Genomic DNA, 15,689 nt, shown 5'->3' on the forward strand with positions numbered 1-15,689 from the left:
GGCAGGAATTGAACAAAGAATTTATCTATTAAACTCCAAATTTTGGGATTGTAAATTAAGCAATGCCTGAGCCAAAATACCAAAATTAGGTTCAAATACCATTTATTTGATAGTACAAATGTTCCCCTTAAAAGAGCTAGTCCTAATACAGTTTTTGTGAATTGGTATTAGATTAAAGCTTAATGCCAATTTTTTTGCAAGTTCCTAAAGCTTGCCGATACAAGTCTAAAGATTTGGGATTTTGATTATAGGTAACGTAGATTGCTCCAATGTTTTTCAAAATTATGCATTCACTCCGAACGGAGCTAGTTTGTTGGTGAATCACTAAAGCTTGCCCAAAAAACTCTAAGGCTTTTTTGTATTCACGCTGGTTATAGTAAACTGACCCAATACTGTTGAGAGTTGTACCTTCTCCTGATTTGTTGCCGATTTGTTTGTTAATTGCTAAGGCTTGCTCAATAAACTCTAAGGCTTTAGGGTACTGCTTCTGTCCATAATAAACTGACCCAATACCGTTGAAAGTAGAGGCTTCCTCAGCCTTAGTGCCGATTTGTTGGTATAATAGCTAAGGCTTGCTGGTAAAACTCCAAGGCTTTTTAGTCAAAAATCATCCAAGCCGTCTGACCATGATCCAAATCATTGACAAAATTTAAACAGACTTCCCTGAACAGCCAGAGGCGGGGAAAGGACTGATAATTATTAAAAAAGGTTAAGCTATTCTTGAAATAACCAAGCTACTTAGTGAATATTACACTTAGATTTTTTAAGAAAAGTCAATGAAAGCTGGACACATTGATACAGAAGTGGCGAGGTTAGAAGCCCTGCGCCAGTATCAAATTCTTGACACCGAACCCGAAGAAGCCTACGACAATCTTGCTAAGTTAGCGGCATTTATTTGTGGGACTCCCATCTCATTGGTAAATTTCATTGATGAAAACCGTCAGTGGTTTAAGGCAAAAGTCGGTTTAGATGTATTACAAATGCCCCGGAGTGTTGGGTTATCTTACCTTTGCCAAGAGCAGCGTAACGTTGTAGTGGTTCCTGATACCCTAGCTGATGAAAAATTGGCAAATAATCCAGTCGTAACTAGCTATCCATATGTACGTTTTTATGCAGGTGTACCCTTAATTACCCCAAAGGGAGATATGCTAGGAACTCTGTGCGTAATTGACGAAGTTCCACGGCAATTGAGCCAAAAACAAGTGGAGTCGCTTGTAGCCCTGAGTCGTTTGGTAATCGACCAACTAGAACTCAGGCTTTATGTAATTGAAGTATCTAAACTTACCGAGAAACTACATTTACAAAACATTACTGAAGGGCAAAAAACAGCAGAAACACTACGGAAAAGTGGAGAACGTTGGCAATTAGCATTACATGGTAATAATGATGGGATCTGGGATTGGAATCTTAAGACTAATGAAGTGTTCTTCTCAACTCGATGGAAGGAAATGCTCGGCTATAAAGACCACGAAGTTTCCAACGGTTGGGATGAATGGACAAAACGAATCCATCCCGATGAGCGAGATTCGGTACTTCAAGCTTTCCAAAACCACTTTGCCAAGAAAACACCGTTTTATGTCTGTGAATATCGAGTCCAATGCCAAGACGGCAGCTATAAATGGATTCTAGATCGAGGACAGGGACTTTGGGACGCATTGGGTGATATAGTGCGGATGGTGGGTTCTTATACTGATATCACAGATCGTAAGCTGGTAGAAGAGGAATTAAAGCGACAGAATCTGCGATCGCAACTATTTGCTGAAATCAGCCTGAAAATTCGAGAATCTTTACAAATAAACGAAATTCTTCAAACTACGGTTACTGAGGTACAAAAATTATTAAAAGCTGACCGAGTTTTAATTTTTCAACTGGAGATTAATGGTTCGGGAACAGTGGTGCAAGAAGCGGTGCTGCCAGGTTGGCCGGTAATTCTAGGAGAAAATATTTTCGACCCCTGCTTTAAAGAAGAATACTTAGAAAGATATCGCCGGGGAAGAGTTAGTGCTATTGAAGACATTGAAGTTGCTCATATCCAACCATGTCATCGAGAATTTCTTCAGCAGTTTGCCGTTAGGGCTAACCTCGTAGTACCGATTCTTGTCAGGGACACCATTTGGGGCTTGTTGCTAGCTCATCAGTGTGCTGCACCTCGACAGTGGAATAATTTTGAGACGGAGTTGTTACAGCAACTAAGTAATCAAATTGGGATTGCTTTATCTCAAGCGCAACTATTAGAAAAAGAAACCCAGCAAAGTCAGGAACTGGCTCGTTCTAATGCCGAATTGGAACAGTTTGCTTATGTCGCTTCCCATGACTTGCAAGAACCGTTGCGGATGGTGACTAGTTATTTACAACTACTAGAGCGAAGATACAAAAATCAACTAGATGCCAATGCCGATCAGTTTATCAGCTACGCAATAGATGGGGCCAGGCGGATGCAGACCTTGATCAACGATTTGTTGAACTATTCCCGCCTCAGCAGCCGTGGACAGCCCTTTATGCTAGTTGATTGTAGTCTTGTTTTAGAACAGGCGATCGCTAATCTTCAAATTGCAATCGCCGATAGTCGGGCAGTTGTGACTCATGATACTCTACCGTCAGTGATGGCTGATGCTACCCAACTGACACAAGTATTTCAAAACCTGATCGCCAACGCTATCAAATTTTGTCGTCATCAGCAGCCACGAGTTCAGATTGGCGTTATGAGGGGAGATGCAAATCCAGATCAGGAAAGTTTAAATGTTATCCCGTCGGCAGATGAATGGTTGTTCTGGGTGCGCGATAATGGTATAGGTTTGGAATCCCAGTATGCTGAACGTATATTTATAATTTTTCAGCGCTTGCACAGTAGAGACAAGTATCCAGGTACTGGAATTGGTCTGGCAATTTGTAAGAAAATTATAGAACGCCACGGCGGCCGGATCTGGGTTGAGTCGAAACCGGGTCAAGGCTCGACTTTCTACTTCACAATTCCAGATAGAGCCGGTAAGCAATGGTGGGAACCATAACAGCAATTATGCCTATTGAGGTTTTGTTAGTAGAGGATAATCCTGGCGATGCCCAACTCACACGCATCGCCCTGGAAGATAGCAAAATCTCGATTCACTTGAACGTGGTTGAAGATGGTGTAGAGGCAATGGCATTCTTGCGAAAACAAGAAAAATATGCTAAGGTAGCCCATCCACATATTGTACTACTCGATTTGAACCTGCCTAGAAAAGATGGGCGGGAGGTATTAGCAGAAATTAAAGGAGATAAAAACCTCAAACGAATTCCTGTAGTGATTTTGACAACTTCCCAAGCTGAAGAAGACATCCTCAAAGCTTATAACCTTTCTGCCAACTGTTACATAACTAAGCCAGTAGATTTCGATCAATTCGTTAAAATTGTCCAATCAATAGAAAATTTTTGGTTTGCGATCGTAAAACTGCCACCGGAGTAGTGGAAATGGCAGGTAAAAATATTAAAGTCTTATTAGTAGAAGATAACTTTGGTGACATCTTTTTATTACAGGAGTTTTTAAAGGAAGTTACGACAGTTGTAGTTAATTTGATCCCCGTTGAGCGGCTTTCGGAAGCACTCAACTACCTAGCAAACGAAATTTTTGATGTAATTTTGTTAGACCTCTCGCTACCAGATAGCCAGGGGCTTGAAACCTTTATAATCGCTCACCATCAGGCGAAAGCAACTCCGATAATTGTACTGACGGGTATAGACGATGAAACCCTAGCAATTAGGGCAGTGCAGCAAGGAGCGCAGGATTATTTGGTGAAAGGGCAAGTAACTGGCGACTTGCTGGTGCGCTCAATGCGTTATGCCATTGAGCGTCAACGGGCAGACAACGCACTGCGTCATAGTGAAGAGCGATTTCGAGTTGCCCTGAAAAACTCTCCAATCTTTGTCTACAACCAGGATAGGGAGTTACGGTACACTTGGGTTTACAATCCCTCCGATGGATTAATGGTTGAGGAAATGTTGGGTAAAAAAGACTTGGATATCATCCCAGTTGAAGATGCTCAACGTCTCACCACAATTAAACGTGGGGTGCTAACCACGGGTATAGGAACGCGAGAAGAAGTATCAATTAGAATCAAAGATACAACTCGATATTACGATTTAACTGTCGAGCCATTGCGGAATGAGTCGCAAGAAGTTGTCGGCGTGACTTGCGCCAGTATCGATATTAGCGAACAGCAAGCCGCACTACGCGAACAAAATGCGGCGCTACAGGAACGCAAATTGGCACAAGAAAAAATCCGCGAACAAGCAGCGTTACTTGATGTCACCACAGATGCTATTTGTGTGCGAGATTTAAACAATCAAATTATCTTCTGGAACAAAGGCGCAGAAACACTTTACGGCTGGCAAGCTACAGAGGCTTGGGGCAAAAATGCTAGTGAGCTTTTGTTTGACGAACCTTCACCAGAAATCGAAGCAGCTCTGTTACAAGTTCTTAGTAAAGGTAAGTGGCAGGGCGAGTTAACTAAACTGACTAAAATGGGCAAGGAAATCCTTGTTGCTAGTCGCTGGAGTCTGGTGTGCGATGAACAAGACAAACCCAAATCAATTCTCACCGTTGACACAGATATTACCGCCAAAAAACACCTAGAAGCCCAATTGTTTCGCGCTCAACGCTTGGAAAGTATTGGCACTCTAGCTAGTGGTATTGCTCACGACCTCAACAATATTCTGACACCAATTCTGGCAGGAGCGCAACTCTTACCACTCAAATTTCCTGATGCGGATAAACGGACTCGCCATCTACTAGAGATTTTGGAAATCAACGCTAAACGCGGCGCTGATTTAGTCAAACAAGTGCTGTCCTTTGCGCGGGGTGTGGAAGGGAAGCGCATCACTTTGCAACTCAAGCATTTGATTGTGGAAGTTGCCAAGATTCTGAAAGAGACATTTCCTAAATCTATAGAAATCAGCACTGATGTACCGCAGGATTTATGGATGGTTTCTGGAGATAGTACCCAACTACATCAAGTGCTGATGAACCTCTGCGTTAACGCCCGCGATGCTATGGCCAATGGCGGTAGTTTGAGTATCTCTGCCGAAAATCTGTTGATTGACGAAAATTATGCCCGGATAAACCTGGAAGCCAAAGAGGGGCCTTACGCAGTGATTAGTGTCTCTGATACTGGAGTTGGAATTCCTAGAGAAATCTTAGATAGAATTTTCGAGCCATTCTTTACGACAAAAGATGTGGGACAAGGTACAGGGTTAGGACTTTCCACCGTACTAGGGATAATTAAAAGTCACGGAGGTTTTGTGAACGTTTACAGCGAACCGGGAAGTGGCACTAGCTTTAAAGTTTACTTGCCATCTGTCGGCGGAATGGAAACATTCAACCCAGAAGATTTGCCACCACAGACAGGACATGGAGAATTGATTTTGATTGTGGATGATGAAACTGCCATTCAAGAGATTACCAGAACATCATTGGAAACTCACAACTACAAAACCCTAATTGCCAGTGATGGCATTGAGGCGATCGCGCTATACGCTAAAAATAGGGACAACATTAGTGTTGTACTAATGGATATTATGCTGCCCTCGCTGGATGGTTTAACTGCCATCCGTACCTTGCGAAAAATCAACCCCCAAGTCAGAATTATTGCCAGCAGTGGACTTATGTCTGACAATAAGCTTAGTGCAGTAGCTGCTATTGGTGTGAATACGTTTTTGTCGAAGCCCTATACTGTTAATGAATTATTGCTTTCTTTACAGAAAATCTTATCGTGAGTCAAGTCGCTTCTCTACGAGACGCCAAAGGCGAACGCTCCAATTAAAAATTATTAATTAAAAATTGCAAGACGCTCGAGGACTCGCTAAGGCTTCGCTATCAGTGGTTGCTCTGAACCCACCACTGATTGTAGACCGTAGAAATGCTGAAAATACTTAATGAATGGGTGAAAACTATGTTGTTTCTCGCCAATTTAAAGTTTTGGTCAATCTTAGTGCCTACCGTAGACAAGTAATAGTTTATTATGTCAATTTATACATGAGCAATCTTCATAAAAAAGTTATTTAGAGCCATTTAAAATGTCTTAAATATAAAGCAAAGGAGTTTCAAGCGAGTGTCTCAACTATATTCCAAGAAAACAGTAGGTTATGCAGCCTGGTGGATATCAGCATTAGCTGTACTGACAGTTTCGCAGATACCGAAAGCAGATGCAGCATCCATAACTTTCTCAGCCACAGGTACTAATCCACTATCAGGTGGAAACAGTATAGCCCTTGGGGCGAAAGCTGTCTTTGATGACTCAATTGCAGGTAAGTTGACACTGACCCTTACTAATACAGGCCCAGGTGCATCAGTCACTTCTGATGTTCTCACAGGAATCTTTTGGGATTATGCTGGATCTCCCTTAACAAGCTTAACGTTGTCTTCAGCCAAAGCTCCAACCGTAATCACGAATAATCTAACTACGGGAAGTAATGTCGATCTTACTAACGTGGGACTAGGTAAGGTTGAATGGGGTTTTGCAAAAACTACCGCTACCAGTGGACTTGGCGGTACTAGTGGCGTAGCTAACCCAGTAACTGAGCACTACGGTCTTGCTACAGCTGATTTTGGCATATCACCTGGTTTTGGTGTTTCGGGTGGACAGCAATTCAATTACGGTATTATTACTGGTTACGATAGTTCAAATCTAGCAGTAACTCTGGGAACTTTTGTGAAGAATTCTGCCACATTCGTTTTCTCAGGGCTACCTACCGGCTTTGATTCAACAAAGATTCAGAATGTTCGTTTTCAGTATGGTACTGGTTTAGATGAACCTAGTACTTATTATATTGCTCCGCCACCTCCACCGAGAACAGTACCTGATCCTAGTGCAACAGTTGCCCTCGGTTTATTTGCTGTAGGTGCGCTGAGGGTTGCCAAGAAAAAGCCTCTAGTCTTAGCTTAAATGAGAACTTGAGTACTAACTGATAACTGAGTTACGCCTTATAAGCAATTCTCAGAATGACAGGACTTACACAAAAAGGCAGTGAAAGCCTTGATTTAGCGTCGGGGCAATTGATCAATTGTCCCTACATTTCGTAGTTGATGTGTAAGTCCTAAACGAGATATAGCAGTGGACAGATAGCTTAGGACATTCGCAAATCCTAAGAGAGCGGCTGTCACAGCTATCTATAGCAGACTTGTCCTAACCATTATGGCAGCCGCTATAAAAGCCACTCTGTTTTTTAAGAAAATTGATACATATATAATATATTTAGTCAAGAGTCCAGACTTTATCTCTTGGCTAATTTTTTTTGATATAAACCTAGTTAGCCACTTGTGAAAATAAAGTCAATACGAGATAGTGCAGCTACAGCCAGTGGCTAAGTTCTAAAATTAAGAAGTATTAAATCAAATTGAGGACATTATGGCTGCAAAAGTCGAAATTTACACTTGGAGGACTTGCCCGTTTTGCATTCGTGCCAAAAGTTTGCTGAAAGATAAGGGAGTTGAATTTATGGAATATAGCATTGATGGAGACGAGGCAGCCAGAAGTAAAATGGCTCAAAGGGCAAATGGACGGCGCTCTTTACCGCAAATTTTCATCAATGACGATCACGTTGGTGGTTGTGATGATATCCACGCTTTAGACAGTCAAGGCAAGCTGGATGAGCTACTAACTTCTAGCAATAGCATATAGGTTCAGAAGGTTTTGCGATCGCTAGCGACAAGCCGCTGCAAATTAGACGGTAGTCGCTACAACTCCAGAAGGGAGAGCAACGCGTTGCCTTGTTTACGAACTTTTTTCTCACAAAAGCGATATCTGTCCCCAAGACTTTCCCCTCCAGGTTCTACTCCGCAGTAGATATATTACGTCAATTGGTGAGATCATCAAGAGATAATAATTGAATAACTATTTAATTTCTTGGTGATTGAGGTATAAAGGGTGAAACTGGCTTTTATCATTGATTCCATCCATCTGCTTGACCCGTGTCACGATACCAGCATTGCCCTGATCGAAGCAGCGCAAATCCTGGGACACGAAGTCTGGATAACTCAGGCAAATCTGCTGAGTGTGGTGGAGGGCAAAGCTTGGGCTGTCCTACAGCGAGTCGAACTTGTACCAGTGCAGTTGCTGGAGGGACGCTGGGTAGCAGTGAATCCTTGGTATAAGTTGATCGATTCCTCCTTAACTTCTTTAGAGACAATGGACGCCGTATTTATGCGGACAGATCCACCAGTCAATGATTCCTACCTCTATGCCACCTACATTCTCGATTACATTGACCAAAATAAAACCCTGGTGATTAACAGTCCTAGTGGCATCCGAGGGGCAAATGAAAAAATGTATGCCCTCCAGTTTACCAAAGCGATTCCAGAAACGATTGTCAGTGCTGATAAGCAGTTTATCCGGCAATTTGTCGAAGCAAAGGGGGCAGCAGTTCTTAAACCACTGGGTAATAAAGCTGGGGAAGGAATTTTGTTTTTGCAATCAGGCGATCGCAATTTTAACTCCATTGTCGAACTCAGTACCCTCCAAGGTCGAGTGCCAGTAATGGTGCAGACCTATCTACCAGAGGCAAAAGCGGGAGATAAGCGAATTATCCTGCTCAATGGCGAACCGATTGGTGCGCTCAATCGCCTCTCTAGCGGAACTGATTTTCGCAATAATATGGCAGCTGGTGGCACAGTCGCTCAAACTGAAATTACCCCAAGAGAGTATGAAATCTGTACCCAATTAGCCGAACGCTTACGCCAAGACGGCTTAATTTTTGTGGGTATTGACGTTATCGGTGGCTACCTAACTGAGGTTAACGTCACCAGTCCCACCGGAATTCGTGAGATTGACCGCCTAGATGGTACTCGCCTCGGTTATCAAGTTATTCAATGGATTGAACAAACTTAGTACTTACGCATTGACAAAAAATATCATCCATGAGATATGTAAGTTGCTTTTTGTAAGAATCAATATGTTCTACTTTAAGAGGAATGCCGAGCATGATTCACTTACAGACTTTCTGGGTGGTTTCAGTTGCTTTGATGTTAGCCGCTTTTGGAGTGCGTGCAGAGCCAGCGACAGCGCAAACTACTTATCCATTTAGCGCCAATTACGATATATTGGCAACCGCCAAAGACCTCACGCCAAACCTCCAACAGATATTTGTTCCAGGTTCAAGCGCTGATGCCCCATATGGACTGCTCCAAACTAATAGCCTGAGCTACTCCCAAACTAATTTTGCTATCAGGTTTCTACAGTTTCAACACTGAACCGACAGCTTTCAGCTTACAGGGTTTCCTTCTGGCTATATCACGTTTGCAGGAAGCGGCAGCAGTGACAAGTTGTTTGGAGCCGCAAGTGGTACTGGGTTGATTGACTTTGGAACCCTGACAGTGAAGTCTTCTGGTACTGTCAATATTATTGGGGGTGAGGGGATATTCAGGGGTGCTACTGGCACATTAGCCTTTTCCCAGATCCAACCACTCAGTTTACAGGTAGGTGTTGCCTTAAAAGGTCAGTTTACGGTGAATGGCTCATTCCAGACAGTTCCAGAACCAAAAACCGTTACAGCACTAATTGGTGTAGGTGCGATGGGAGTTTATCTGCTGATGCGCCGACACCGCCAAAGAGCCACTTCTGTTTGATCTTTGAGCGTACTACTAAGTAAATAAACATAATTAATTACACAACGTCATTGCGAATGCAGCGTTCGCGGTAGCGTCTCGTAGAGAAGCGGAATGTTCGCCTTTGACGTTGCCGCAGGGTAGCAATCACAAGGGCTGGGATTACTTCGCTTCTCTACGAGAGGCTCCGCTAACGCTCGCAATGACTGTAAATATTTTTGTTCATTTACTTATTTCATCCGTAGTTGGGCAGGTATTTCGGTTTTTTTGTGACAAAAGCCCAGTTGGACATCCGAGCCAAGAGACTCCTGCCCAAATTAATTCTATAAAGTAGCGTTGACGAGTTTTTTTACCAATTGGCAAAATCGGGGATGGCAATGCATTGCTTACCCCTGCCCTTGGTAAAGCCCTGAAACTAGCAGATTTTATACAGCACTCAGCTTGACCTGAGACTGCTAAGTTAATCTAAAATCGTTCGACTGAACGCTCACGACGTACTCCTTCTCTACGAGACGCTCCGCGAACGGAGAAGCAAGCTACGCCTAGCGTTCGGCAGGAAAGTCTCAAATCCAAAATTTCTTAATTCCTTGGTGTACGTCGGTTTCTCAGAAAATCAGGTATATCCAATCCAGGTTTTTCTTTTGGTTCTGGAATTGGAGTTGGAGTTGGGGTTGAGGTTGGGGGATTAACTGTAGGTTGCTGTGTTGTTGGTCGCTTCGTAGTATTAGGTGCTACCCGAACGTTAACCACGCTTTGTTGTGGCACAGCTTGCACTTCACCTGTAAAGCCGGTGGCAATTACAGTAATTCTCACCTCACCTTGGAGTCTGTCATCAATTACAGCCCCAAAAATAATATTGGCGTTGGGATCAACGACTTCATAGATTGCTTCTGCGGCTGCATTCACTTCATGCAAAGTCAGGTCAGTCCCACCAGTAATATTAAACACAACCCCTCTGGCACCTTCAATAGAACACTCTAGTAACGGTGAAGAAATAGCTGCGATCGCCGCTTCTCTGGCTCTAGATTTTCCAGAACTCACTCCAATTCCCATCAATGCCGATCCCGCATCTGCCATCACAGCTCGGACATCAGCAAAGTCAACGTTTACTAAACCGGGGATCGTGATGATATCGGAAATACCTTGCACCCCTTGACGCAGCACATCATCTGCATAGCGAAAAGCTTCTTGCACAGGTGTTTGTTCGGGGATCACTTCCAGCAGTTTGTTGTTGGGGATAATGATCAGTGTATCTACTCTACTTTTTAGCCCTTCAATACCTTGTTCCGCTTGGCTGGTGCGGCGGCGTCCTTCAAATACAAATGGACGTGTGACTACACCAACAGTGAGAGCGCCCATCTCTTTGGCTACTTCTGCCACGATTGGAGCTGCACCTGTCCCAGTACCACCTCCCATACCAGCAGTGATAAATACTAAGTCTGCACCCTCCAAAGCCGTAGCAATTTCGTCCCGTGATTCCTCAGCTGCCTTTTGACCGATGGCAGGATTACCACCTGCTCCTAAACCCCGCGTTAGCTTCTGTCCAATTTGCAATCGACTTGGAGCGCCAGCTAAGGTAAGAGCTTGGGCATCAGTGTTAATTGACCAAAACTCTACTCCAGAGACATCAGACTCGATCATGCGGTTAACAGCATTGCCACCACCACCACCGACACCAATCACTTTGATGTTGGCGACCCGACCAGGAACAATCTCGCCAATTCGGCTATTTTCCGCAGAAATCTTCTTATTATCGTGATTTTGTCCGAAGTTCAGCCCAGAGTTATTAAAGGGATTGGTTGAGTTAACTGCCAGAGAGAACCCCGGCTGTCCCGCAGATTGGGAATTTTTATAGGTAAGTCCTTGGTTATTATCAAGTGTCATTGGATTTGTCAAAGGGTAGATAAACGACTTTTTCAGGTGTTATTCACCTCAGAGTCAACTTTAGTTTGACAGTGCCACAATACTATGGCACTGTTCTTTATTGTTTTCACTACTGCCAAGCCTAACAGAATTGACAGTGCGAAAATTTGCTATGGGATAAGCTTTTAAAGCAGCCGATCGCACAGCCAATTCTAGAGAAGTATACCTACATTTATCTAAAATTGACCTGTATAACTTCAACCAGACATCAATCTCTTCATTCTTCTGGGCGGAGGGCATAACTTGTAAAGACACACTATAGCGCCTCTTCTCTGCCTCAACAATAATATTGTTAATAGGTTTCACCATTGGGGATGATTGCAACTTTAGACACAAAACTTACGTTATACTTACTTATCCTTAAGGTTCAAGCCAGCAAGAATTTACTTGTCAAACTATACCTGATTAACTTGTTCTTTGGGGGGTCTTAATGGACACTTTGTTGGAGCAATAGTCTATCCTACGAGAACCCGCACTAGTGGGGTGAAAAAATCAAGATTTTCTTAGAGGTTTCCTCACCCAATCGGAATTACGCCACAGAGTTATCCAGACTTATTGCCCAGAAGCAACGATTATGCAACTTTGGGCGATACCCTTACAGATTCAAACTTCGGTAAACTGTCTTTGGAAGTCTCCTCAACAGACCAAAGCCAGAGTGTTTTTGGCTCTGCACTTGGATGGCGGCGTAAATCGTTCTGATCAATGCCTCTGTTCGCAAGTCTGATCTTAATGAAAAACTCAAGCATTTTTCTCTTGTTCGCACTAGGTTTAGTCAAAGAATGTATGGGCAGAAGGCGTTTTGCACGCCATAGACCATCATGAGATTGTCCGACATCTTGCACCCTACTATTAGATGTTAGGGTAACAATTGAGAATGTTTTACTCGCAATGGAGATTTTATGATTGATCTTCTCATTTTAATTAGAAGTTAATGCCGATTTTCGTCCGGTTTGCCAGAAAACTGAAAATAATAAATATATTTATCAGCATAAAGCTTCTTAATTTACTCGGAGCTATAAATACATTAGACTTATCCACAAATAAACCTCAAAATAGCTGAAACCCTTACATAGCTGGCTTTTTAGCTTATATAAAACAGGAACCTCTAAAACCCTCTCCAGAGCTAGGTTTCAGCCAAATAAAGTTCTCATTTCCGGATAAGTCTATTAAACACGCTAGATTTTTTTAGGGATTTTGGGAGTTAATTTTTGAACTTCTTGGTTCATTTGTACTAAGGGAATTTCGGGATTTTTCAGATCAATATACTCTATTTGACCGGAATTGAGTTTTGCTCCTAAATGGCGCATTTGGGCGAGTACCTTAATTTGTTCAGACATCTGGGGGCCTGGAACGCCGAGATGCACATTTCCTAGTTCTGTTTTCAAAATTAAATTCGTTGGATTTTGGCAATTAATTTCCATTACTTTCACCGGACTTTGGCTGATAGCTTGATGAAGTTGAGTCCAGTAGAGGCAGTATTGTTTTGGCGAGCCAATTACTCTGAGATTGGGTAATTTCCTAGTAGGATTCAGTGATGTGTATTTTTCTAAAGGCATCCAGGCCCCACTTGCATCTAGTAAGCCGATTGTTACTTTTTTGTTGCCAGGTGTTTGAGTCACCGCTACAGGCACTCGTTCTTGGATGTCGATGATTAATCCAGGAGGAAACAGGCGGCGTCTGACGGTCGCTTGGGCAATAGTTGGTTGTTTTTTCAAAGAGTTGGCGATTGCCGACGGTTCAATCCGCCACAAAGACTGGGGGTAAGATAGCACCAACAATGACTGAGCTGTTTCATCCGACAGGAATTTATCGCCTGATTTCATCACTATTTGTTTGGGAGCTTTTAGCATCCACACTGGTTGGACTGCCATCCAGAATAATCCACCCGTCAAACCAATAATGGCAAAGGTTCGCCAAATAGCCTGAATAACTTTTATCCGTCTGTGCCGACGTAATTTCTGACGACGCTGGGCTAGATTTGTGCGGGAAACTGATATTATGCCAGCCATTCAAACCCCTTTGTGGTTGCAATCTAAATTCCTTGACGCGATCGTATCATTCCTAATTTCAGTAAACAGTGTTGGCATCTGTTAGCCGATCTCCTGAAAACTTTTTTATTTTTAGTAACACTTTACAGTAACTACACAAGAATTATGGCGCTAGCGATCGTTCCGATTAAAGTTTCCGGTGTCCATTTGTAACTGACCGTAGTCTTTTTGACAAGTTATTTTTAAAGATTTTCCCTAAAGATTACAAAATATTAATTTAGATGTTTAGGATTTTGTCTTCTTGACAAATAGAACGTGAAATGATAAGAAAGTATTCCGCAATCTCTGTATACTTTGCTATAATTAATACCAGTCCTATATCATCAGCTATCCAAACTAAAAACCATGCTCGGTTGTAGTTTTTTTTACTGATCACTAAGCCCTAAAGGTTTGTGGCCGGTCAAACAAAAGCTAGAGATTGTCAAAACCTCAATACCAGGTGTAAAACAGTACAGATATGTTTAAGGTTATTAGGGTCAATTAAATTTCTACCATACTACTGACAGCTACTGGTAGTAATTCTGCACCAAGTGCTGTCCTTTGCAAGATACTACCAACTTACGAGTTAATCGTATGCCTAAATATCTGATAGATATTATTTGTATAAAAAATACGAATTAAACTGCATCTACATAGACAGCTACATAGACATCTACATACACATCTACACACATGAAAACGACATTAAATTTGTCACGTTTTTATAAAGCATGTAACCCCAGCTACACGCTAAATATTAGTAACGTGCTAGACCGACAGTATTACATAGATTTTGCTGATGTACGTGGTTGCAAGATTGTCGAAGAATTGCAACGGACTATTGTTCGGATTTCTCCTGATGAGCCTACCTGTCAGTTATTTACCGGTCATATTGGCTGCGGTAAGTCAACGGAATTGCAGCGCCTGAAGACAGAACTGGAATTGGCGGGATTTCATGTGGTTTATTTTGAGTCCAGTCAAGACTTAGACATGGCGGATATTGATATCAGCGATATTCTGCTGAGTGTAGCGCGTCAAGTCAGTGCCAGTTTAGAAGGCATTAGCATCAAACTCAAAGCTGGTTACTTTACCAATTTGCTTAAAGAAGTAGGCGATTTTTTGCAAACCCCCATAGAACTTTCTGGACAAGCAGAATTGTCCTTGGGTATTGCCAAAATTACCGCCAAAACCAAAGATAGCACCCAGACGCGTAATCAACTCAGGCAATATCTAGAACCACGTACCAATAGTATTTTGCAAGCGATTAACGAAGAAATTTTAGAAAAGGCTGTTGAACAGCTAAAGCTGCGGGGTCAAAAAGGACTGGTAGTGATTGTAGATAATTTGGATCGAGTGGATATGCGTCCCTTAGCATCCGGGCGATCGCAACCAGAATATCTCTTCATCGACCGAGGCGAACAGTTACGCCGACTCAAATGCCACCTAGTTTACACCATTCCCTTAACGTTAATTTTCTCCAATGAGTATGAGACACTAAAAAATCGTCTGGGGGGAGGGATTGCGCCAAAAGTACTGCCAATGGTGTTAGTGCGGCAAAGAGATGGTAGTGACTACGAACCAGGAATGTCACTAGTGCGCCAGTTAGTTCTAGCAAGAGCTTTTCCAGAAGTTCCTTTGAATGGCAGGCTTTTATTAATTACAGAATTATTCGATCACTCCCAAACCTTGGATCGTTTATGTCGCGTTAGTGGTGGTCATATTCGTAACTTATTAGGTTTACTTTATAGCTGCCTACAACGACAAGATCCACCTTTTTCTCAGGACTGCCTAGAAGCCGTGATTAAGGACTACCGCGACGATCTGCTATTAGCTATTGATGAATTACAGTGGGAATTATTGTTTGAAGTAGTGCAGCAGCAGAGAGTTAAAGGTGAGTCTGACTACCAGAGCTTACTAAGAAGTATGTATCTGTTTGAATATCGTGATCCTGTAGGACGGTGGTTTGGCATCAGTCCAGCCTTGGCAGAAACAGAAAAAGTTTTGGCTTGGCAACAAAAGAAGTAACAGTACTGGGTAAGTCATTTGTCCTTTGTCCTTTGTCCTTTGTCATTTGTCGTTGGACTAATGCCCCATGCCCCATGCCCAATGCCCAATGCCCAATGCCCAATACCCAATGCCCAATGCCCAATGCCCAATAACCAATA

Annotated in this window: 14 protein-coding genes; 10 read left to right on the plus strand and 4 right to left on the minus strand. The window is 42.6% G+C overall.

The window, feature by feature from the left end; genetic code table 11:
- Positions 1-172 precede the first annotated feature (172 nt).
- A complete protein-coding gene (locus tag PUQ00_RS32695; RefSeq protein WP_366145946.1) occupies positions 173-550 on the minus strand; it encodes a tetratricopeptide repeat protein in 378 nt (125 codons plus the stop codon).
- Positions 551-776: 226 nt separating this feature from the next.
- Between PUQ00_RS32695 and PUQ00_RS03435 the strand changes: the two genes are divergently transcribed.
- The 8 genes from PUQ00_RS03435 (at position 777) to PUQ00_RS03470 (ending at position 9,595) form a co-directional block, all read left to right on the plus strand.
- Positions 777-3,008, plus strand: a complete 2,232-nt coding sequence (locus PUQ00_RS03435; RefSeq protein WP_300413204.1) for a GAF domain-containing protein — start codon at positions 777-779, stop codon at positions 3,006-3,008.
- Entirely contained in the window at positions 2,996-3,442 is a 447-nt protein-coding gene (locus PUQ00_RS03440) for a response regulator (RefSeq protein ID WP_300413345.1), read from the plus strand. The genes PUQ00_RS03435 and PUQ00_RS03440 overlap by 13 nt, the downstream gene beginning before the upstream one ends.
- Before the next feature lie 5 nt (positions 3,443-3,447).
- Positions 3,448-5,748 carry a response regulator gene (locus tag PUQ00_RS03445; RefSeq protein WP_300413347.1) on the plus strand — a complete coding sequence of 767 codons (2,301 nt, stop codon included), beginning with the start codon at positions 3,448-3,450 and terminating at the stop codon, positions 5,746-5,748.
- Between the two features lie 335 nt (positions 5,749-6,083).
- Positions 6,084-6,917: an XDD4 family exosortase-dependent surface protein gene (locus PUQ00_RS03450; RefSeq protein ID WP_300413206.1), complete on the plus strand. Its 834-nt coding sequence runs from the start codon at positions 6,084-6,086 to the stop codon at positions 6,915-6,917.
- A 462-nt stretch (positions 6,918-7,379) separates the two neighbouring features.
- Positions 7,380-7,652: a glutaredoxin 3 gene (gene grxC / locus PUQ00_RS03455; protein WP_300413208.1), complete on the plus strand. Its 273-nt coding sequence runs from the start codon at positions 7,380-7,382 to the stop codon at positions 7,650-7,652.
- A gap of 246 nt (positions 7,653-7,898) precedes the next feature.
- Positions 7,899-8,858, plus strand: a complete 960-nt coding sequence (gene gshB, locus PUQ00_RS03460; RefSeq protein ID WP_300413210.1) for a glutathione synthase — start codon at positions 7,899-7,901, stop codon at positions 8,856-8,858.
- A 92-nt stretch (positions 8,859-8,950) separates the two neighbouring features.
- Positions 8,951-9,220, plus strand: coding sequence for a hypothetical protein (locus PUQ00_RS03465; protein ID WP_300413212.1), 270 nt, complete (start codon positions 8,951-8,953; stop codon positions 9,218-9,220).
- A 72-nt stretch (positions 9,221-9,292) separates the two neighbouring features.
- Entirely contained in the window at positions 9,293-9,595 is a 303-nt protein-coding gene (locus PUQ00_RS03470; RefSeq protein WP_300413214.1) for a PEP-CTERM sorting domain-containing protein, read from the plus strand.
- Between the two features lie 558 nt (positions 9,596-10,153).
- Here the strand turns inward: PUQ00_RS03470 and ftsZ are convergent.
- The 3 genes from ftsZ to PUQ00_RS03485 form a co-directional block, all read right to left on the minus strand.
- The gene (gene ftsZ / locus PUQ00_RS03475; RefSeq protein WP_300413216.1) at positions 10,154-11,458 is read right to left on the minus strand and encodes a cell division protein FtsZ; all 1,305 of its coding nucleotides are present in this window, start codon (positions 11,456-11,458) and stop codon (positions 10,154-10,156) included.
- 60 nt (positions 11,459-11,518) lie between these two features.
- Entirely contained in the window at positions 11,519-11,806 is a 288-nt protein-coding gene (locus PUQ00_RS03480; RefSeq protein ID WP_300413217.1) for a hypothetical protein, read from the minus strand.
- An 866-nt stretch (positions 11,807-12,672) separates the two neighbouring features.
- On the minus strand, positions 12,673-13,506 hold the full coding sequence (locus PUQ00_RS03485) for an FtsQ-type POTRA domain-containing protein (RefSeq protein WP_300413219.1): 834 nt from the start codon (positions 13,504-13,506) through the stop codon (positions 12,673-12,675).
- A 711-nt stretch (positions 13,507-14,217) separates the two neighbouring features.
- On the opposite strand from PUQ00_RS03485, the gene PUQ00_RS03490 reads away from it, so the two are divergent.
- Together PUQ00_RS03490 and PUQ00_RS03495 are read left to right on the plus strand one after the other, a co-directional pair.
- Positions 14,218-15,549 carry a P-loop NTPase fold protein gene (locus tag PUQ00_RS03490; protein ID WP_300413221.1) on the plus strand — a complete coding sequence of 444 codons (1,332 nt, stop codon included), beginning with the start codon at positions 14,218-14,220 and terminating at the stop codon, positions 15,547-15,549.
- On the plus strand, positions 15,531-15,683 hold the full coding sequence (locus PUQ00_RS03495) for a hypothetical protein (protein WP_300413223.1): 153 nt from the start codon (positions 15,531-15,533) through the stop codon (positions 15,681-15,683). Before PUQ00_RS03490 ends, PUQ00_RS03495 begins: the two co-directional genes overlap by 19 nt.
- Positions 15,684-15,689 lie beyond the last annotated feature (6 nt).

The organism is Nostoc sp. S13, from assembly GCF_029379315.1.
In the GTDB taxonomy this organism is placed as follows: Bacteria; Cyanobacteriota; Cyanobacteriia; order Cyanobacteriales; family Nostocaceae; genus Nostoc.